Origin of the sequence: Myxococcus sp. CA033, assembly GCF_013336625.1 — a bacterium.
Lineage (GTDB): Bacteria > Myxococcota > Myxococcia > Myxococcales > Myxococcaceae > Myxococcus > Myxococcus llanfairpwllgwyngyllgogerychwyrndrobwllllantysiliogogogochensis.
Window position 1 is genome coordinate 93,426 of the sequence record NZ_JABUMU010000029.1, and the last position, 20,121, is coordinate 113,546.

A 20,121-nucleotide genomic window follows, 5' to 3' on the forward strand; every position below is an offset into this window, starting at 1 on the left:
TCCTCGGCCCGTCTCGCGCTTCGCCCGCTCTGGAGATCCCTCTCATGAAGACCCTGCTCAGAACCCTCGCTGGGGTGGTCCTGGCGCTCGCCGGCACGCGGGCGGGTGCCAGTGCTCCGCCGAACCACGATGCACTCCTGGAACAGGCCCCCGCGCGGGACGCGGGTGGCGTGCCACCGGAAGGAACGTTCCCGGATGCCCGGGTGCTGCACACCGACTCCCGGCTCGGGGTACCCACCTTCGTCTGGGCCTCCAAGCCCGTGGCGGGTGCCGCGCGGCCCCTGGCGCTTCGAGCCGACAGCGCCTACGCCCGGATGACTCCGGCCACGGCGGCTCGCGCCCAGCTCGACGCGCTGGCGCCCCTCTATGGGGACCGCTCGCTCTCGCAAGAGGGCGTCTTCGTCGCCAGCACCCGCCGCAGCCCGCTGGGCTCCTCGGTGGTGACGCTGAGACAGGAGGTGGGCGGAGTCGAGGTGTTCCGAGGCGGCGTCAGGCTGCTGCTCGACTCGCGCAATGTGCTGGTGGCCGCCTCGGGTCACCTGGCTCGGGATTCGGGGCAGGGCGCCAAGCGCTCCGCTCGGGGCGACTCGCTGGGGGCCACGCAGGCCGCGGCCGTGGCGTTCGCGGACCTGACGGGCCAGTCGCTCGACGCGAGCCTGCTGCGGACCACGGGGCCCGCCTCAGGGCGCTACACCCGCTATGAGCTGGCCTCCTACGCGCGACCGCTCCCGGTGAGCCTGCGACTTCCCGCGCGCATCAAGCCGGTGCTCTTCGAGTTGCCCGAGGGGCTGATTCCCGCCCACTACGTGGAACTGAACACGGGAGTCCCGGAGGCCTCGACGTCGGACTACTACGCGTACGTCATCGCCGCGGACGACGGCCGAGTGCTCTTCCGCAATGACCTCACGGCGGACGCGGCGTACAGCTATCGGGTCTGGGCGGATGCCACGACGCCCTACACGCCGTTCGCGGGCCCCTCCGGCAACGAGCAGATTCCTCACCCGACGGGGACTCCGAACGGCTACGTGCCGCCCTTCGTCGAGCGAAACCTGGTGACGCTCGACAGCGCGCCCTTCAGTCGCAATGACCCCTGGCTCCCGGTGGACGCCACCGAGACGACCGGCAACAACGTGGATGCCTACGTGGACGCCAGTGCGCCGGATGGGTTCGGTCCTGGGGACGTGCGTGGCCACATCAGCGGGCCGGCGACCTTCGACTATCCCTATAGCTTCGACCTGCTGCCGTATGAGACGCCGCAACAGCTCCAGTCCGCGGTGACGCAATTGTTCTACGTGAACAACTGGTTGCACGACGACTACTACGACGTGGGCTTCGACGAGGCGGCTGGCAACGGCCAGCAGGACAACCTCGGACGGGGCGGGCTGGGCGGAGACCGCATCAAGGCCGAGGCGCAGGACTACAGCGGCGTCAACAACGCGAACATGGCCACGCCCGCCGATGGGGCCAGTCCCCGCATGCAGATGTATGTCTTCACCGGCACGCAACCGCAGCTCACCTTCGAGGTGACGGCTCCCGAGGAAGTCGCGCGGCCGTACACGTTCATCACCGCGCAGTTCAGCCCTCGCTTCTTCGCGGCGAGCGCTCGGGTGGTCCAGGCGCTCGACGCGGCGGATGCGGCGGGCCCCTCGACGACGGATGGCTGTTCGGAGCTGACCAACGCCGCGGAGATCGCGGGGCAGATCGCGCTCGTGGACCGCGGCACCTGCGGCCTTCACCTCAAGGTGCTGCTCGCGCAGGCCGCTGGGGCCACCGGTGTCATCATCGCCAACAGCCCGGGCCAGGCGTTGCCCGCCGGCATGGGGGCCACGGAAGGGCTGGCGCTGCCCGCCATCGGCGCGGTGATGATCCAATCGGGGGATGCGGAGCTTCTGCGCAAGCACCTGTCCACCGGCGTGTGGGTCACCCTGGCCAAGCGGTCCGTGGGCGACCTGGACGGCACCATCGACACGGGCATCGTCGCGCACGAGTGGGGGCACTACATCAGCAACCGCCTCGTTCACGACGGCGCGGGTCTTGGAAACAACCAGGGGCGCAGCATGGGGGAGGGGTGGGCGGACTTCCATGCCCTGCTGATGATGGTGCGGGAGGAAGATGCCCAGGTCGCGTCGAATCCGAACTGGACCGGCGTGTTCCCCACGGGCGAGTACGCGACACGCAACATGGGGCCGGACTCCTCCTACTTCGGCATCCGTCGCGTGCCGTACTCGGTGGACTTCCGGAAGAATCCATTGACGCTCCAGCACATGAGCAATGGCATCCCGCTGCCCTCGGGTGTTGCGTATGCCTTTGGCGCGGATGGCTCCAGCAATGCCGAGTACCACAACGCGGGTGAGGTCTGGGCCAGCATGCTGTGGGAGTGCTACGTCGCGCTGCTGCGCGACACCTCACGGCTGACGTTCGCGGAGGCGCAGCGGAGGATGAAGAGCTATCTCGTCCTGGCGTACACGCTGACTCCGGCTTCGCCCACCTTCCTGGAGGCTCGCGATGCGTTGCTCGCGGCCGCGTATGCGGGAGACCCGGTGGACTTCGAGCGCTTCTCGGCGGCCTTCGCCCGGCGCGGCGCGGGCATCGGCGCGGTGGCTCCGGACCGGGCCTCCGCGTCCCATGCTGGCGTGGTGGAGAGCTATCGCACGGGCCCGGACGTGATGTTCGTCTCGGCGGAGCTCACCGATGAGGGCGCTGGAGACGCCTCCGCGCGGACGTGTGACGCGGATGGGTACCTGGACAACGGTGAGACGGGTGTCCTGCGCATCACCCTGCGTGGCACGGGAAGCGAGCCGCTGCGAGCGACGAGCGTCACCGTCACTGCGGACAGCCCCGGCGTCAAGCTGGCCAACGGAGGCCAGCAGTCCTTCCCTGTCGTGGGCCTCTTCGAAACCGCGACGGTGGACATTCCGGTGTCGCTGACTGGAGCGGCGCCGCGTTCGATCATTCGCTTCGCCATCGCCTATCGCGATGCCAATGGTGTCGTGGCGGGCGACAAGACGGCGACGCTGGTGGCCCGCGTGGAGCAGGATGAGCTGCCAGGCGCGTCCGCGGTGGAATCGGTGGATGCGAGGTACCTGCCGTGGGAGATGACGTCCGCGCTGGGTGATGTGTCCTTCCGGGTGAATGAGAGCTCCACGCTCGAGCGGGCCTTCCTGGGCGAAGCGGTGGGACGGGTCGCGGACTTCGCGCTTGTCTCGCCCGAGCTTCAGGTGGGGCAGGGCGCGCTCTCGTTCTCGTTCCGCCACCGGTACTCCTTCGAGACCTCCGGTGGGGAGTACTTCGACGGAGGTGTCATCGAGCTGTCCGAGGATGGCGGGAAGAGCTGGACGGACATTGGCGAGAGCATCGTCCTGAATGGCTATACGGGTGTGCTCACGCCGTATGAGGGCAACGTGAATCCCTTGGTGGGGCGCCGCGCCTTCCGCGGTGCCAGCTTCGCCTTCTCCCAGAACACGTGGATCACCACGAATGTGAATCTCGGCACCCGCTACGCGGGGAAGACCGTGCACATCCGCTTCCGCATCGGCACGGACGAGGCGGTCGGCGCCGCCGGCTGGTTCATCGATTCCGTTGGCTTCACGGGCCTTACCCAGACGCCGTTCACGGTGCTCACGGACGAGCAGGGCCTGTGCACCTCGGGGCTGGTGCGAGCCGAAGCGGGCGAGGGGCTCGCCGTCGACGAGCACTCCCCGGTGAGTCTGCACGGCAGCGGGAGCAGCGAGCTGCCCGGTGTCCTGGCCTATCGCTGGGAGCAGGTGGCGGGCCCGGTCGTGACGCTCAGCGATGCGCAGACGGCCACCCCGAGCTTCACGGCTCCGGAAGTGATCGCCGATACGACGCTGACGTTCCGGCTGACGGTGTTGAACGAGGGGCTGCAAGACCGGGACACGGTCCAGGTCCTCGTGCGTCAGGTGAACCAGGCGCCCGTGGCCTTCGCGGGAGCCGCCCAGACGGTGGACGAGGGCGGTTCAGTGACGCTCCAGGGCAGCGGCGAGGACCCGGAAGGGGACGTGCTCGTGGGCTATCGGTGGACGCAGGTGTCGGGTCCCGCCGTGACGCTCACGGGGGCGGAGACCTCGACGCCGAGCTTCACGGCTCCGGCGGTGGCGAGGGGCTCGGTGGAGCTCACCTTCCAGCTCAAGGTGGGTGATGGCTTGCTGGAGAGTGAAGGCGCGACGGTGAGCGTGACGGTGCGCCATGTCGCGCTCGCGCCCACGGTGAGCGCGGGAGAGGACCTGTCCACGGAGGCCACGAGCACCGTCACGCTCACCGCCTCCGCCGAGGATCCGGAGCAGGGCACCCTGACCTACGCATGGCGCCAGAGCGAGGGGCCTTCGGTGTCGCTGAAGGACGGGGCGACGGCGGGTGCCAGCTTCACCGCGCCGGAGGTGAGCGCCCCCACGACGCTGACCTTCGTCGTGAAGGTCACCGCCGAGAGTGGCTTGTCCGCGGAGGACACCGTGACGGTGTCCGTGAGCCCGAAGGTGGTGCCACCGAAGGAGTCCGGGTGCTCAGCCACGGGCACACCGGCGATGTTCCCACTGACGCTGTTGTTGCTCGCGCTGCTGGCGCGGCGGCGGCGCGAGGCCCCCTGACGGGGTGATTCAAGCGGGGTGGTGGCTCGGTTGCCACCGCCTCGCTTGGAGGACGGACTCACCGCCCGTGATGACGAGTCGGGATGAAACCGACCTGCTCCGGGCCTTCGAGGCAGGCGAGGGCCGCATCCTGGCGGTTTCCTCGGAGCCCTCTGGTTCCACCAGGCGATGAAGGTGGCACGCGCGGGCATGCATTGACGTCTTGCCCTCGTGACGTCTGGCCGGAAGATGTTCGACGGCTCAGCCCTCGACTCGCGGCTCGACAGGGGCGCGCCATCGCTCGACAGCGAAGCCAGAAGCAGCTTGCTGTCTGCGAATGGTTTCCTGGTGGGAGGCCTCTCCATTCAGCGCGCCACCGAGTTCAAGGACCGTCGGGGCCAGACGTCAGATCGCCTCGCGCGGCTGCCCTCGCGGTGGCAACTGGACTCCCAGAGCCGCCTGACCCAGGGACGTTGATGACCTGAGGTGTTCGCGCGCCGGGAGTCCGAGTCCGGCGCGCGAGGCTCGGCGACGGTCCTTTCGGTGTGTGAGGTCCCTCGGGAGGATGCCGGCGCGGTGCCGGGCCCGTCCGCGAAGGACGTCCTCACCGCCCGCGAGGTTTCAGGTCCTCTTCCTCGTCGTCCGGACCCATGGCATCCGGGTCCGGCTCCGGCTCTTCATCCGGACCCATGGCGTCCGGGTCCGGCTCGTCTTCCATGCGCTCGGTCTCGTCGAGGCCATCGTCGTAAGCGGGTGCGACGGGGGCCGCCGCATGCGCTTGCAACTGCGACTCACGCAGTTGACGGAACGCCTGCACGCCCACCGCACCGAGCCCGATGACGAAGATGATGGGGCCCGGCGACAGTCGGATGTGCAGCAGCGCCCAGAGCAGGCCCACCCCGACGACACCGGCCGGCGCGAAGCGCGTCCACGCGGGCCGGGCGACTTCCGGTCGCAGCGCGAGCAACCCCAGCAAGGACAGCAACAACAGCTCCACCACCACGGACCCGGACAGGTCCCATCCGGACAGCGTGGTGATGCCCGAACCCGCCGTATAGAGCACGTCGTCCGCGGCGCGCTGCGCGGGGATGACGTGCAGCTCCGGGGGGCCCGCGGGCACCGGCGCATCCGCCACCACGGGCAGCGTGCTCACCGTCGCCCACGGCGCGAAGAGCGTCAGCACGCACAGCGCCACGCCTCCCAGCGCCACCACCTCCGGAACGACCAGCAGCTGCTTCACGTCGAAGTAGCGCGCCAGCACGCCTTCCGGGCCCGCAATCACCTTGCGGTACTGGTCATGGACGATGAGCCCCGCGCCCAGCAGCCACAACACAGGCGTGAAGCCCAGCCCCAGCATCCGCACCGCCAGCGCTGTCAGCAGCGCCGCGTACGCCGCGGGCACCTCGGGGCGGTAGAGCACCATGGGAAGGAGCTTCGTGACACCCGTGGCCTCGCCGGCCAGCCGCAGCTCGCGCGCCAGCACCAGGACCGCGCCCACCAGGGCCAGCACCGTGCCCACCACGCCCACGCCGTCAAAGGCGGGGAGGATGGAGAGCGCCAACGCGAAGGCGAGAATCGCGAGCCCCACCACGCTCTGCGAGTGCGCCGGCACGCTCGCCAGCCACCGGGGGCCGTCGAACCTGGGCCCTGTCTGTCCCGGGTCCGTGTCCTCGGCCGTGTCGGCCGGCGCGGCAGCCTTCGCCGCCGCTGGGACGTACGCGGCGCCCAGACTGTGCGCCTCCGCCTCGTCGAGGATATCCGCCGCGTAGGACGGCTCATCCATCGCGCGCTTGGGCCGGAGCGCGGGACGCGAGCCCGTGCCTCCCTGGGGGGCCTCCGGCATCTTCGCGCCGCAGTTCTCGCAGTACCTCAGCCGACTGTTCGAGGCTTCGCCGCACTCCGGGCACCGCATGGGTCACCTTGCTGTGCGGAGGGCGGGGGGAGGCCCTCTCGGTCCAGCGCAAGCCCTGGAATAACACGCCGATTTCACCGGAAGCGAGAGGCCCCCGGTGGAGCGGCTACGGTCGGGCCGCCTCGGCGGCGGGGGGCGCCTCCGCCGTGGCCGTCAGCTCGCGGATGCGCCTGGTCAGCGACTCCGGGTCGATGGGCCCCACGTGTTTGCCCTGGATGATGCCCGCCGGGTTGATGAAGTACGTCTCAGGCACACCCGCCACGCCGTAGCTCACCGCCATGCGCGAGCGAGGATCCACCAGCTGCGGGAAGCTGTACCCCTGGCGCCGCAGGAACGCGCGGGCGTTGTCCTCGGAGTCCTCGAACACGACCCCCAGGAACACCGCCTGCGAGCCGAACTCCCGCTGGCCCCACTCCAGGACCGGGTGCTCGTACTGACACGGCCCACACCAGGACGCCCAGAAGTTGATGACCACCGGGCGGCCCTTCAGGTCCGCCAGGCTCACCTTCTCACCCGTGTCCAGCGAGCGCAGCACGAAGTCCGGTGCCGGCTTGCCCGCGAGCATGAAGGGCACCTCGTGCGGATTGCGCCCGAAGCCCTTGGCCAGCACCACCAGCAGTCCCGCGCAGAGGGCGGCGAAGCCCAGCGTATAGCGCCACCGACGCATCAGGCCGCCCCCCGCTCCGCGTCACCGCCCGGCAGGGGCGAGGCCCCCGCTTCCGAACTGGCCATCGCCACCGCCGCCCGACGGCGCGGCCACAGCGCGATGATCGTGCCCAGCACGAAGAGCGGGATGCACCACCAGATCCACCCCACCAGCGGGAAGACCCAGACGTTGAAGCTCGCGTTGCCCGCCTGCTCGGAGAAGGCCATCAGGGAGATGTACAGGTCCTCACCCGCCGTCTCGCGCACCGCGGGCGTGCCGATGGGGTCCGTGCTCCGCTCGTAGTAGTTCAGGCGGGGCTTCATCTCCTCCACCTTGCCGCCCGGCGTCGTCACCTCCACGCGCGCCGCGACGAAGGTGCGGTGCGGCTCCTCTCCGCTCACCAGCCCCAGGTACTTGAGCTGATAGCCGTCCAGCATCATCGTCTGGTCCTTCTTCAGCGTGCCGGACGTGTGCTTCACGTACGACGACGACGCGGACACCGCGACGATGAGAATCACGATGCCCAGGTGCACCACGTAGCCGCCGAAGCGGCGCTGCGCCTTGGTGGCGCTCGTGAGCACCGCGGTGACGAGGCCCTCTTTGCGCTCCGTCATGCGGACCCGGATGGGCGACACCAGCTCCCGCAGCGTGACGACGGTGACGAAGCCCGCCAGTCCGAAGGTGAGCAGCGGATACACGCCGCGCAGCCCCACCGCGAAGCAGATGGCCGTGACGATGAGGCCCACCGCCGCGGGGATGAGGAACTGCCGCCGGAGCGTGGCCTTGTCCGGCGTACCCCACGGCAGCACCGGTCCCACGCCCATCAGGAAGAGCACCGCGATGCCACCCGGCACCGCCATCTTGTTGAAGTACGGCTCACCCACGCTGACGCGCACGCCGCGCACGGCCTCGGACACCAGCGGGTACAGCGTGCCCAGCAGCACCGTGAACGTGATCGCCACGAACACCAGGTTGTTCATCAGGATGCTGGCCTCGCGTGACGCCAGCGAGCTCAGCCGTCCTTCGGGCACCAGCAGCGGACCGCGCACCGCGAGCAGTCCCACGCACACCACCAGCAGCACGCCCAGGAACACCAGGAACGTGGGGCCGATGTCCGACTGGGTGAAGGAGTGGACCGAGTTGAAGATGCCCGAGCGCGTCATGAACGTGCCCAGAATCGTCAGCACGAAGGACGCGAGCGCGAGCGACAGCGTCCACAGCTTCAGCATCCGCTTGCGCTCCTGCACCATCGTCGAGTGCATGAACGCCGTCGCGGTCAGCCACGGCAGGAAGCTGGCGTTCTCCACCGGATCCCACGCCCAGTAGCCGCCCCAGCCGAGCACGGCATACGCCCACCACGCGCCGAGGATGATGCCAATCGACAGGAACAGCCACGCCACCAGCGTCCAGCGCCGCAGGGGCGCCATCCACGCCTCGCCAATCTCGCCGCGCAGCAGACCCGCCACCGCGACGCCGAACGGCACCGTCATCCCCACGTAGCCCAGGTAGAGGAAGGGCGGGTGGATGACCATCAGGATGTGGTTCTGGAGCAGGGGATTGGGGCCGGGGCCGTCCGCCGGCACGGGCGACACAGCGCCCCAGGGGTTGGCGGGACCGGCGATGAGGAACGCGAAGAACACGCCCACCGCCAGCATGGTGCCCAGCGCCAGTTGCATGTAGCGCGCGTGCTCGCGGCGGTGCATCCACGCGAAGGCCGCGATGTACAGGCCCATGATGAGGCCCCAGAAGAGGATGGACCCCTCCAGCGCGCTCCACAGCGACACCACCGTGTACAACAGCGGCGTGTCCCGGCTGCCCACCTGCGCCACGTACTTCACGCTGAAGTCGTGCGTGACGAGCGCGAAGACCATCATCAGGTTCGCGGCGACCATGCAGCCGGCGAAGCCCCACACCGCGCGCATCACCCAGGGGAAGCCCGCTTCACTGCGGCGCAGCCCGGTGACCAAACCCACCAGCGCGCCGAAGGTCGCGAACGCGAGCCCTCCGAGCACCAGCCCGTATCCAATCGACCCGTTCACCGCGCCTCCGCGCCCGTCCCCGTGCTGGCCGTCGTCGTGCCTTCGGAGAGCGTCTCACGCCACTTGTTCGGGTCCTCGCCCTCCTTGGGGGCGCGGTACTCGTTCGAGTGGTTCACCATCAGCCGGTTGGAGCTGAACACGCCGGACGCGTCGTAGGTGCCCTCCACCACGACGCCAATCTTGTCGCGGAACATCTGCGGCGGCGTCTCCGTGGAGCGCACCAGCACGCTGGGGGTGCCCTCGTTGGCGTCGTTGGCCACCCGGAAGTGCAGGGTGGTGTGCTCGGCGTTCCACTGGATGCTGCCCGGCTGCACCACGCCACCCAGGCGGATGGTGGCCGAGTACGCCTTCTCCCCCTGGGCGAGCATCTCCGAGGGGCTCCAGTAGTAGACGAGGTTCTCTCCGATGTTGCCGAAGGCCACGAAGCCCAGGCCAGCACCCGCGACGAGCAGGGCTCCCAGGGCGAACAGTCGATTGCGAGCGACAGGCGTCATGACGGGCTCACTCCTTCGCGGCCTGGGGCCGGCGCAGCCAGAGAGACAGCGAGTAAAGCACGAGCGCCACCACGGTGATGCCGTAGCAGGCCCAGACATAGCCCCAGCCGCCCTGGATGCGGCCACTGCCCACCTGGCCCGCGGCCTGGGCGAGGACTCCCAGCGTCGTCAAAGTCGTCATGTTCAGGCCACCTTCGGGGTGTCGTGGACGGAGGCCGCGCCGCCCGTGCCAGGCAGGGCTTCCGGGAGGGCCACTTCCGCCCGGCGCTCGGCCAGGGCGATGCGATAGCGGTGCATCAGCATGGCGATGGTCAAGAGCAACAGCCCGATGGCCGACACTCGCAGGCACAGCACCATCTGCGGATCCACCGTCTTGGGGCTCGACTGCACCTGATGCAGGCTGCGCCACCAACGCACGGAGAACCAGACGATGGGAAGGTTGATGGCGCCCAGGATCGCCACCACCGCGCTCCACGTCGCGCGCTTGTCCGGGTCCTCCACGAAGCGCCGCAGGACGAGGTAGCCGGTGTAGGTCACCAGCATGATGGCCTCCGACGTCAGGCGCGGATCCCACGACCAGTAGACGCCCCAGGTCGGACGGCCCCAGATGGCCCCCGTCACCATGCCCAGCGCGCCGAGCACGAGGCCGACCTCCGCCGCCGACTCCGCCGTCGAGTCCAGCTTCCAACTGGCGTTGGAGCGCACCAGGTACGCCACCGCCGCCACGAAGTTCAGGAACATGGCCAGCATGGCCATCCACTGGAGTGGCACGTGCACGTACATGATGCGCTGCACGTCCCCCATCTCCCGGTCCGGCGGTGCCCACGCCAGCCCCAGCCACCATCCGGCGGCCAGCACGCCCAGCCCCACCACCGGCAGGCCCCACTTGATGAGCTTGTTCATCCGTCAGTCCTCGATGATGCGCGGGAACAGCACGAAGCCTACGCCCCAGTAAATGAGATTGAACCCCAGCAAAAGCCCCAGCCATGAGCCCAACTGATTCATGGGGTCTCCCTGAAGCACGAGCGAGGTCGCCTTGGCCAGGGACAGCAGGGCAGGGATGACCAGCGGGAACAATAGCAGAGGCAGGAGCACATCCCGCGCCCGGGCATTGCTGGAAATCGCGGCGTACACGGTACCCGGCGCGCTGAGGGCCAGGCTGCCCAGAAGGAGGACTGTTCCCAGGTCCACGAAGCCGGTGACGACCTTGACCCCGTAGAGGGCCACCATGACGGGGAGCAGCACGACGCCCAGGGCGATCAGCAGGAGCGCGTTGCCCAGGGCCTTGGACAGGTAGATGGCGCGCGCGTCCGCGGGGGCCAGTCGGATGCCGTCCAGGCAGGCGTTCTCGGATTCGACGCGGAAGGACTCGCCCATGGCCAGCACGCTGGCGAAGAGGATGGCGAGCCAGAAGTAGCCGCCCGCGTTCTTCTCCAAGAGGCGCGTGTCCGGCCCCAGCGCGAAGGAGAACATCAGGAGGGTGGCCAGCGCGAAGAAGACGATGGCGTTGAGGCGCGCGCGGGTGCGCCACTCGATGAGCAGGTCCTTGCGCAGGAGCGCCAGCGTGGCGCCGATGAGGCCGATGGGCCTGGGGCGGGGCGTACTCATGCGGCCACCGCTCGGCCGTCCTGCAGGTGCAGGCGCTCCTCGCACAACGTCATGCCCTGCTCGACCAGGTGCGTGGCCAGCACCACCGTGACGCCGCCCGCCTTGAGCTCCGCGATGATGGCCTCCATGTCGCGGATGCCGGAAGGGTCCAGCTCACCGAAGGGCTCGTCCAAGAGCGCGATGCTCGGGGCCTTGAGCAGGAGCCGGGCGATGGCCAGACGCTTGCGCATCCCCGCGCTGAAGCCGCGCACGGGATTGTCCGAGCGCTTCTCCAGGCCCACGCGCGACAAGAGCGCGCTGGCGCCATCCTTGGGCGAGGGGTGACCCAGCAGGCGCGCCAGCACGGTGAGGTTCTGGTGCGCGGTGAGGTCCTCGTAGAGGAAGCTCGCGTGGGACAGGAGCGCCACGTCGCGCCGCACCGAATCCCGGTCCGTCACGGCGTCGCGACCCAGCACCTCCACGCGTCCGGCCGTGGGGCTCAGCGCGGTGGCCAGCATCCGCAAGAGGGTCGTCTTGCCGGAGCCGTTGTGGCCGGTGAGCAGCAGCGAGCGCCCGCTGGGCAGCGCGTACGTCAGACGCGCGAGCGCCCAGCGACGCCCGTAGCGCTTGCTGACGTCGTGCAACGCGAGCGCGGGGGCGGAGGTGGATGGCATCGGGAAGCCGGTTCGTAGCCGGAATCGCAACTGTCATCCAGTGAAACCCGGGCGGCAGGCCGGGCAGGGACGGAGCGGGCCTGAAGGCAGGAAAGTTTTTCCAATGGGTGGGGCCTCGTGTGCCCGCGGGAGCCGTCGATTTTCCACCGCGCGTCGTGTCCACCGGTGACCACGCGTCCCGTCCCGCCGGGCTCCCCCCTCGAAGAGGTGGTTTCGCCCAGGATTCGGGTGTGGCATCCCGCCTGCAATAACCCCCCGCGCGAGTTGGGGAGTTCCGTTGGGGAACGTGGGCCAGAGGAAGCTTTTCCGCGGAGGGGCGTGATGGCGACAGCGAGGGTCTTGCGGAGGGCGGTCAAGGCGGCGGCCGCTGGCGTGCTGCACTACAGTGGGATGCGCAGGGCGATGGCGGCATATCGGAGGGTGCAGTCGGGCGGCCGGCGCATCCTCATCGTGAGCTACCACCGCGTGGTGAGCGACTTCACGGGGGAGCTGCAGCGCTCCATCCCCGGGTTGCTCATCAGCCAGGAGACGTTCCGACGCCACCTCGAGGAGGCCTCGGCGGCCGGCTTCGAGCTGACGTCGATTGGTGACGCGGTGGATGTGATGTCGGGCCGGAGGGTGGCGAAGAAGGACTTGTGCGTCATCACCTTCGACGATGGCTACCGGGACGTGTACCGGTACGCGTACCCCATCCTGAAGCAGATGGGGATTCCGGCCATCACCTACCTGCCGACGGCGTTCATCGGCACGAAGCGGCGGTTCAATCATGACCGCTTGTTCCACCTGCTGCGCCGGGCGCAGGAGCGGCACTACCACCCGGTGTACGCCGCGCTGCCGGAGGCGTCGATGGAGCTGCTCGGCCCCATCCTCTCCGGACAGAAGACGGTGTCGGCCGCGCTCGACGACTTCATTGGCGAGCACCCCACGCGGGTGCTGACGTCCATCATCGATGCGCTGGAGCAGCAGCTGGGGGGCGGGCAGGACCTGGTGCCGGAGCAGGGCGACATCATGAACTGGGACGAGGTGCGCCGCATGGCGCGCGACGGCTTCGAGTTCGGCGCGCACACGCTGGGGCACACGGTGCTGACGCTGGAGCCGCAGGAGGTGGTGGAGCAGGAGATCCTCGAGTCCAAGCGGACGATTGAAGCCGAGGTGGGCATCCAGGTGCGCGACTTCGCGTATTGCAACGGGTGGTACTCGGATGAGGTCATCCGCGTGCTGGCGTCGCACGGCTTCCGCTCGGGGGTCACGACGGAGGACCTGCCCAACCGGATTGGCGGAGATCCCTTCACCCTCAAGCGCAAGGTGCTGTGGGAGAACTTCAGCCTGGGCATGCTGGGGGACTACTCGTCGCCGCTCACTGGCTGCCAGCTGGATGATTGCTTCGGGTTGCTCGGCATGAGTCACCCGGTGCCTGGCAGGAGGACCCACTCGTTCCGGGAGACCCTGCTGGGCAACGTGTTGCTGAAGCCGACGGGGGCTTCCTTGAAGGAGGCTCCGTGAGCGGAGGTGGCTCGTCGGCCGCGTCTGGGAATTCATTCCTCGGACGCGCCGGCCCCCTGGTGTTGGCCCGGTTGTTCACCGCCGGGTTGACGCTGTCCATTCCACTCGTCCTCGCCCGGGTGCTGCACCTGGACGAGTACGGTACTTATTACCAGCTCTTCCTCATCGCCACGACGCTGTATTACGTGCTGCCTTTTGGCGTGGTGCAGAGCCTGTATTACTTCCTTCCGCGCACCAGCGAGAAGCGGCCCTACCTGGGACAGACGCTGCTGTTCATGTCCGGTGCGGGCCTGCTGGGCGCGGTGCTCGTCTATGTCTTGCTGGGCCCGGTGGCGGCGTGGTTCTCCAATCCGGCGTTGCTGGAGTACCGGGGGGCGCTCGCGGCCTATACCGCGTTCCTCCTGGGCAGCTTCCCGCTGGAGGTGTCTCTCACGGCGCAGGGACGCACGCGCGCGTCGGCTTGCGTGTATCTGATTTCAGACGCGGTGCGCGCGGCGGTGATGGTGGTGCCGCCCCTGCTGGGCGCGTCGCTGCACGGGATGATGGTGGCGGTGGCCGTCTTCGCGGCGCTGCGGTTCGTGGCGACGTGGGTCGTCTCGCTCAGGGGTTCCACGGGGCCGCTGGCCAGCGCGTCGCTGTTTCGCGCGCAGCTGGCCTACTCGGCGCCCTTTGGCGCGGCCATGTTGTTGGCCATTCCGCAACAGAACGCGCACCTGTACGCGGTGGCGGGCGCGGTGGCGCCGGCGCTCTACGCGCTGTACAGGGTGGGGTGTTTCCAGCTTCCGGTGGTGGACCTGCTCTACACGCCCACCAGCGAGGTGCTGATGGTGCGCTTGGGGGAGCTGGAGCGCGAGGGCCGCCTGGAAGAGGGCGTGGATGCGTTCCGAGACGCGGCCGGTCGGCTGGCGTATGTCTTTCTTCCGTTCGCGGCGTTCCTCTTCGCGGCGGCGCCGGAGTTCATCGGCGCGCTGTTCGGCGAGACGTTCCTGCCCGCGGTGCCTGTCTTCCGCGTCAGCGTGCTGGGGGTGGTGCTCTCCATCCTCCCCATGGATGGGACGCTGCGGGCGCGGGGGCTGACCCGGGCCATCTTCGTCTCGTACGCGGTGAAGGCGGCGGTGACGGTGCCGCTGGTCATCCTCGGGGTGAAGCACCTGGGGTTGATGGGAGGCATTGGCTCCTGGGCGGTGGCGGAGGTGGTGGGCAAGGCGATGCTGCTCGTCCGGGTTCCGGCGGCGCTGTCCACTCCCCGACGCCAGCTCCAACTGGTGGACATCATTCCCTGGCAGGCACTGGGGCGCTCCGCGCTCGCGGCGGGCGCGGCGGGCGTGGCTGTCTTCCTGTTGAGGGCGGGCGCGCAGGGCGCGTGGATGCAGCTGCCGACGGGCTTCTTCTGGCGCGTGTTGCCGCTGGCGGTGGCCGGGGTGCTGTTCTGCGTGGGCTACGTGGGGGTGCTGTACGCCGCGGGTGTGCGGCCGCTCACGGTGCTCGCGGGGTTGAGGCCTCGTAGGACGGCTTGAGGAAATCAGGGTGGCGCTTGAGGGCCTACTTCCCACTTGGGGGGCCGGTACCTAGGTTCCACCCCGTCGCGCGGTTGGGTCAGGGAGGCGTGGATGGGTGTCGATGCGATGATGTTGTACCGGGTGGCTCGCGGCCTGCGGCTGAAAGGGGTTCCCTTGCTCCCGGCCTTGCTGCGAAAGGCCATCTACTACCTTCACAGCTCCTACGTTCCGGACGAGGCCGACATCGGCGAGGGGACGCAGCTGGGGTACGGCGGAATCGGCGTCGTCATCCACAAGGCGGCGAAGATTGGGCGGCACTGCCTCATCTCCCAGCAGGTGACGATTGGCGGGCGCTCGGGGCTCGAGGGTGCGCCCGTCATCGGTGACTACGTGCGGGTCGGCGCGGGCGCCAAGATTCTCGGCAACATCCAGATTGGCGACTTCGCCGTCATCGGGGCCAATGCCGTGGTGCTCAAGGACGTGGCGCCAGGCACTGTCGTGGCGGGCATTCCTGCGCGGATCATCCGGCAGGACCCTGATCCACTCACCACATATCAGCGGGAGATGGGGTTGTTGCCCCGACGCTCGCCCCTGTCGGCGGTGCCTCCGTCGGCGTCCGTTCCTCGATAGGGCTCCACATGCGTGTGCTCCTGGTTGGCGACCATCCTCCGCCTTTCGGCGGCGTGGCGATTCACGTTCAACAACTTCACCGCTTCCTGCGCAGCCGTGAGGTCGAAGCGAAGGTGCTGGACATCGGGAAGGGCGGCCGGCCGGTTCCGGACGTACTCCCGATGCGAGGCCCCGCGCACTTCGCCCTCAGGCTGACCGGGTTTCTCGCCTCGGGGTGGACGGTTCATGTCCACACCAGCGGGAACAACCCCAAGGCCTGGCTGCTCGCGGCGGCGGTGGGCAGTCCGCCGGGGGCACGCGCCCCCCGCTTCATCACCCTGCACTCGGGGCTGTTGCCCGACTACCTCGCGGCGGCGCCCTCTCGGCGGGCCTTCGCGCGGGTGGCGCTCGCGGGCTACTCGCGCATCATCGCGGTGTCCGCGGCGGTGCGCGACGCGCTCGTGTCGTGTGGCATTCCGGAAGAGAAGCTCCTCGTCCACCCGGCCTTCTGTGCCTCGCAGGTTCAGGCGGGGGCCGTGCCCGTGCGAGTCGAGGCCGCGCGCGCGCGTCGCCGCCCATTGCTGGTGATGGCGCACCATCCGTCGCCGGTCTACGGGCGCAAGCTCGCGTTTCGCGCCTTGCGGCTGCTGACGGAGTCCCACCGGGGCGTGGGCCTGGCGTTGTTCGGTCCTGGCACCGACTCCGAGGACTTCCTCCGCGACGCGCGCGAGCTGGGCGTGGCGGGGCCGCTGGAGCCGTTGGGGGAGCTGGAGCATCCGGCGGCGCTGGGGCTCATCGCCCGGAGCGACGTCTTCCTGCGACCCACCACGCATGACGGTGACTCCATCTCCGTGCGAGAGGCGCTGGCGCTGGGCGTGCCCTGCGTGGCCAGCGACGTGTGTGAGCGGCCCGAGGGGACGCGGCTCTTCCGCGCGGGGGACGCGACGTCGCTTGCCGCGACGGTCCGCGAGGCGGTGGAGGCGGGGCCCCTGCGAGTGGCCTCTCCCGATGTGGGGCCGGTGTTGCTCGACATGTACGAGGCGCTGTCACCCCGGCCTTCGCCGGTCAGACCGGTGCCCGTGACGTGGTGAGCTTCGTTTCATTTTCCACTCGCGGGGAGACCGCGAGGATGTTCGACACAGGAGAGAAGAGAGATGCGGCGCAGTGATGACTTGGATATGTCGCGCCGGGCCCTCCGGGGGCGCGATCTGGTGGTGTTCTCCAACGACTGGGATGGGGACCCGCTGTCGAAGGTCCACATCATGCGGATCCTTTCTCGGGACAACCGCATCCTCTGGGTGAACAGCATTGGCAACCGCGCGCCGAGGGCGAACGCGCACGACGTGAAGCGCATCTTCGGCAAGCTGGAGCGCTTCACGCAGGGCTTGCGTGAGGTGGAGCCCAACCTCCACGTCCTGTCGCCGCTGGCGATTCCGTTCTATGGCAATGAGCTGGTGCGGAGCGCCAACCGCGAGCTGCTGCGGCTGCAGGTTCGCCGGGCGATGAAGCAGCTGGGCTTCCAGCGGCCCATCTCCTGGAGCTTCCTGCCCGCGTCCGCGCCCGTGTCGGGCACGCTGGGCGAGGAGTTCGTCGTCTACCACTGCGTGGACGAGTTCTCCGCCTTCAGCGACACCAACGGCCGCCACATCGCGGAGCTCGAGGACCGGCTGCTGCGCCGCGCGGACATCTGTATCACCTCCGCGGAGCGGCTCCGGGACAACAAGTCCCGCGTCAACCCGCGCACGGTGCTGGTGCGGCACGGCACGGACTTCCGTCACTTCGTGAAGGCGTGCGACGCCACCACACGCATCCCCGAGGACATCGCGCGCCTGCCCAAGCCCATCATCGGCTTCTTCGGGCTGGTGGCGGACTGGGTGGACCAGGAAGCCATCATCGCGACGGCGCGGGCGCACCCGAAGGGCTCGGTGGTCATCATCGGCAAGACGACGCCGGACTGCGACGACTCGAAGCTGCGGGCCGAGCCCAACATCCACATGCTCGGCCGCAAGTCGTACGCGGACCTGCCGGGCTACAGCCGGGCCTTCGACGTGGCGCTGATGCCGTTCAAGATCAGCGAGCTCACGCTGAACGCCAACCCGCTCAAGGTGCGCGAGTACCTGGCCTCCGGCCTGCCGGTGGTGTCCACGGACCTGCCGGAGGTCCGCAAGGTGGGGTTGTGCAAGATCGCCACCTCGACGGAGGACTTCGTGAAGAAGGTGGGCGAGTGCCTCGCGGAAGGCCCCGGGCCCAATCGCGAGCGCGCCGAGAAGATCTTCAACGAGAGCTGGGATGCGCGCGTGGAGGAGATTCGCCACCACGTGGGCACGGCGATGGTGGCGGCCGGCAAGACACTCTGAATCGCGGCACCACGTCCATGCGGCGGTGAGGGGCTCTTCGGGGCCGTCACCGCCGCGCGTGTGTGAAGTGGCTCACGCGCGGATGAGGGACTGTCGTCCCGTCACGGTGCGCTCCAGGTGCGCATAGAGACGGGCCACGCGCGCGTAGTCCGAGGGCCGGATGGTGGGCTGCGTGAGCAGACGGGTGAGCTCCGCCTTCGCCTCCAGGTAGTGGGAGGCGGGGATGCCGCCATTCTCCTCGAGCAGTCGCGCGGCTTCCGCGTCCTCCAGGGCAGGGGAGATGCCCAGGCGTTCCTGCAACCGCTGACGGAGCGCCTTGTCGAGTTCTGGAAGCAGGTCCTTCTCCACCTTCGAGCGGCGCATGAGCCAGCCCATGCTGCGCACGTACTCCAGGGCGGAGCGGTGTTTCTCCACGAGCACGGGCCTGGGGGCGCCAAAGCGCGTGCCACGGGAAAGAACGTACACACCTCCCACGGCCAGCACCTGCGCGACGAAGACCCAGATGCCACGCGACAGGGGCGGAGGGGGCGCGAGCTGGTGGTGGTACTCGTCGATGACGAGCGGCCCGCGCGCGGCGAGCGCGTTCCACAGGCGCGCGTTGTCCAGCAGCTCCAGGCGGCGATTCTCCAGCACGTCCGCGCCAGCGAGGACGTAGACCTCACCCTTGCCGAGCGCGCGTCGCCACACGGCCACCGCGCCACCGAGTCCAGCGAGCGGCACCGCGTCCGGGTGGTCCATGCGCAGCCCCCGGTCCTGTGACATGCGAAGGGCCGTCAGCCCCCGGAACGGGCCCGCGCCCAGCCACACGTCCACCGTGGTGCCGCCCGCATCCGCGAGGTCCGTGGACAGGCCGCGCTCACTCGCGGGCAGGAGCGGCCCCTCGTCGAGCCGCAGCCACGTCTCCAGCGCGGCCTGGTGCATGCCGAACTCGCGCGTCGACAGGTACACCAGCGTGCCGCCTTCCTGGACGAAACGCTCCACGGCGCGCACTTCCTCCTCGGACACGGGGCGGCCCGTGGGCGCCGCCAGCACCAGGGTGCGAGTCCCGGCGGGGAGCGACTCCAGCGAGGTGAGCTGGGTGCTCACGGCGCGTCCCTCCTCGCGCAGGAACAGGTAGAGCGCGCGTGCGCCTTGAGGGCCCGGGTTCTCCACGGAAGCAATGGGTGAGTCGGGGGCCTCCCGGCTCGTGGAGAGGCCCATCGCCAGCGCGAGCGCGATGAGCAGGCCGAAGACCGCCACGGTCCGCGCGTTCTTCATGAGGCACGCTCCCGTGTCCCGGTAGGTCGGTCCTTTTTACCGGGAGGACTCGTGAGGCTCATGCCGCGACCTCCGTGCCCAGCGTCCCGTGCAGTCGCTCCACCGACTCGACGAACCGCGTGGCCTCTGCTTCCGGCACGGGTGTCAGCGAGTAGAAGGCCGCGTCGTACCAGGTCACCAGTCGTTCGACCTCCCGGGTGATGGAGGCGGGGGCTCCTCGCGCGGGAAGCTCCGCCGCCAGTTCGCGGTTGGTCTTCACCCGGTCCGGACGGGCCAGCCGTCGCTGTTCCAACGAGGACAACATGGCCAGCAAGGCCTCGCGAATCGCCTCGCGCGAGTCCTCGGCCAGCGCCGAGCGGGCCCGCTTCAGGTGCTCCGGTGGCGCGTCCAGCACCAGCGGCGCGCCGGGCTCGGCGGCTCCCGGGCGCACGACGTTCCGGCGCAGGCGCAGCGAGCGCAACTTCAGTGCGCCCCACAACACCATCGCTATCGCGAAGCCCAGCATCACCGCGCGCGTCGCCACCGCGAAGCCCTGGGCCTCGCGTGATTCGAACAGGCCCTCCAGCCACGCCTCCAGCTTGCGCAGCAGTTGCTTCACGACGTCGCCGTGGCGCTGTCGGGCCCGGGAGAACTCGGGTCGGTCGAGCACGGCCTTGAGTCGCTCGCGCTCCTCTCCAGAGAGGTCCGTGAGGGCCTCCTCCGACGTGGCCGCGTGCTTCTCCAGCGCACAGGCCTGCTCCAGGAAGTCCGCCACCTGTCGGGCCCGCTCGGGCGCGGTGGCGTCCTCGTCCGCGGGGGGCAGGGGCATGCCGCCCATGCGCCGTCCCAGCTCCTCCACGGCCGAGGAGACCTCCGCGGGGCGGGACCTGGCGGTCTCTTCGAGGGCGCGCGCGGTGGCCTCGCGGTCGTCACACGGCAGCGAGGCCAGCAGCAGCAGCAGGGGCAGGCTTGGCACGAAGGA

16 protein-coding genes are annotated in these 20,121 nt (G+C 69.3%); 6 read left to right on the top strand and 10 right to left on the bottom strand.

Annotation, left to right across the window (positions count from 1 at the left end):
* Positions 1 to 44 precede the first annotated feature (44 nt).
* Complete coding sequence (locus HUA78_RS40100) at positions 45 to 4,604, top strand: myxosortase-dependent M36 family metallopeptidase (protein ID WP_174478615.1); 4,560 nt, start codon at positions 45 to 47, stop codon at positions 4,602 to 4,604.
* 583 nt (positions 4,605 to 5,187) lie between these two features.
* Here HUA78_RS40100 and HUA78_RS40105 read toward each other — a convergent pair.
* The 8 genes from HUA78_RS40105 to ccmA all read right to left on the bottom strand — a co-directional run bounded on the left by HUA78_RS40105 (position 5,188) and on the right by ccmA (position 11,935).
* Positions 5,188 to 6,495, bottom strand: a complete 1,308-nt coding sequence (locus tag HUA78_RS40105) for a zinc ribbon domain-containing protein (protein WP_174478616.1) — start codon at positions 6,493 to 6,495, stop codon at positions 5,188 to 5,190.
* A 106-nt stretch (positions 6,496 to 6,601) separates the two neighbouring features.
* Positions 6,602 to 7,162, bottom strand: coding sequence for a redoxin domain-containing protein (locus tag HUA78_RS40110; protein ID WP_174478617.1), 561 nt, complete (start codon positions 7,160 to 7,162; stop codon positions 6,602 to 6,604).
* Positions 7,162 to 9,180 (bottom strand): heme lyase CcmF/NrfE family subunit, encoded by a 2,019-nt coding sequence (locus HUA78_RS40115; RefSeq protein ID WP_141643303.1) that lies wholly within the window; start codon positions 9,178 to 9,180, stop codon positions 7,162 to 7,164. The genes HUA78_RS40110 and HUA78_RS40115 overlap by 1 nt, the downstream gene beginning before the upstream one ends.
* Entirely contained in the window at positions 9,177 to 9,674 is a 498-nt protein-coding gene (locus tag HUA78_RS40120) for a cytochrome c maturation protein CcmE (protein ID WP_174458653.1), read from the bottom strand. Before HUA78_RS40120 ends, HUA78_RS40115 begins: the two co-directional genes overlap by 4 nt.
* Before the next feature lie 7 nt (positions 9,675 to 9,681).
* Positions 9,682 to 9,855, bottom strand: a complete 174-nt coding sequence (locus HUA78_RS40125; protein ID WP_141643301.1) for a heme exporter protein CcmD — start codon at positions 9,853 to 9,855, stop codon at positions 9,682 to 9,684.
* A gap of 2 nt (positions 9,856 to 9,857) precedes the next feature.
* Positions 9,858 to 10,577, bottom strand: a complete 720-nt coding sequence (gene ccsA / locus HUA78_RS40130; RefSeq protein ID WP_141643300.1) for a cytochrome c biogenesis protein CcsA — start codon at positions 10,575 to 10,577, stop codon at positions 9,858 to 9,860.
* A 3-nt stretch (positions 10,578 to 10,580) separates the two neighbouring features.
* On the bottom strand, positions 10,581 to 11,282 hold the full coding sequence (locus HUA78_RS40135; RefSeq protein WP_174462674.1) for a heme exporter protein CcmB: 702 nt from the start codon (positions 11,280 to 11,282) through the stop codon (positions 10,581 to 10,583).
* Positions 11,279 to 11,935, bottom strand: coding sequence for a heme ABC exporter ATP-binding protein CcmA (gene ccmA / locus HUA78_RS40140; RefSeq protein WP_141643298.1), 657 nt, complete (start codon positions 11,933 to 11,935; stop codon positions 11,279 to 11,281). The genes HUA78_RS40135 and ccmA overlap by 4 nt, the downstream gene beginning before the upstream one ends.
* A gap of 402 nt (positions 11,936 to 12,337) precedes the next feature.
* On the opposite strand from ccmA, the gene exoL reads away from it, so the two are divergent.
* The 5 genes from exoL to exoP all read left to right on the top strand — a co-directional run bounded on the left by exoL (position 12,338) and on the right by exoP (position 17,903).
* Entirely contained in the window at positions 12,338 to 13,438 is a 1,101-nt protein-coding gene (gene exoL / locus HUA78_RS40145) for a spore coat polysaccharide deacetylase ExoL (RefSeq protein ID WP_306440883.1), read from the top strand.
* Positions 13,435 to 14,955 (top strand): spore coat polysaccharide flippase ExoM, encoded by a 1,521-nt coding sequence (exoM, locus tag HUA78_RS40150; protein ID WP_174458654.1) that lies wholly within the window; start codon positions 13,435 to 13,437, stop codon positions 14,953 to 14,955. Before exoL ends, exoM begins: the two co-directional genes overlap by 4 nt.
* A gap of 93 nt (positions 14,956 to 15,048) precedes the next feature.
* A complete protein-coding gene (locus HUA78_RS40155) occupies positions 15,049 to 15,567 on the top strand; it encodes a serine O-acetyltransferase (protein WP_174458655.1) in 519 nt (172 codons plus the stop codon).
* 8 nt (positions 15,568 to 15,575) lie between these two features.
* Positions 15,576 to 16,637, top strand: a complete 1,062-nt coding sequence (locus HUA78_RS40160) for a glycosyltransferase family 4 protein (protein ID WP_174462675.1) — start codon at positions 15,576 to 15,578, stop codon at positions 16,635 to 16,637.
* A gap of 63 nt (positions 16,638 to 16,700) precedes the next feature.
* Positions 16,701 to 17,903 carry a spore coat polysaccharide biosynthesis glycosyltransferase ExoP gene (gene exoP, locus HUA78_RS40165; protein ID WP_174465964.1) on the top strand — a complete coding sequence of 401 codons (1,203 nt, stop codon included), beginning with the start codon at positions 16,701 to 16,703 and terminating at the stop codon, positions 17,901 to 17,903.
* Positions 17,904 to 17,975: 72 nt separating this feature from the next.
* Here exoP and HUA78_RS40170 read toward each other — a convergent pair whose 3' ends face one another.
* Both HUA78_RS40170 and HUA78_RS40175 read right to left on the bottom strand, forming a co-directional pair.
* On the bottom strand, positions 17,976 to 19,160 hold the full coding sequence (locus tag HUA78_RS40170) for a DUF4350 domain-containing protein (RefSeq protein WP_174478618.1): 1,185 nt from the start codon (positions 19,158 to 19,160) through the stop codon (positions 17,976 to 17,978).
* A gap of 58 nt (positions 19,161 to 19,218) precedes the next feature.
* Positions 19,219 to 20,115: a DUF4129 domain-containing protein gene (locus tag HUA78_RS40175; protein ID WP_174478619.1), complete on the bottom strand. Its 897-nt coding sequence runs from the start codon at positions 20,113 to 20,115 to the stop codon at positions 19,219 to 19,221.
* Positions 20,116 to 20,121: the final 6 nt, after the last annotated feature.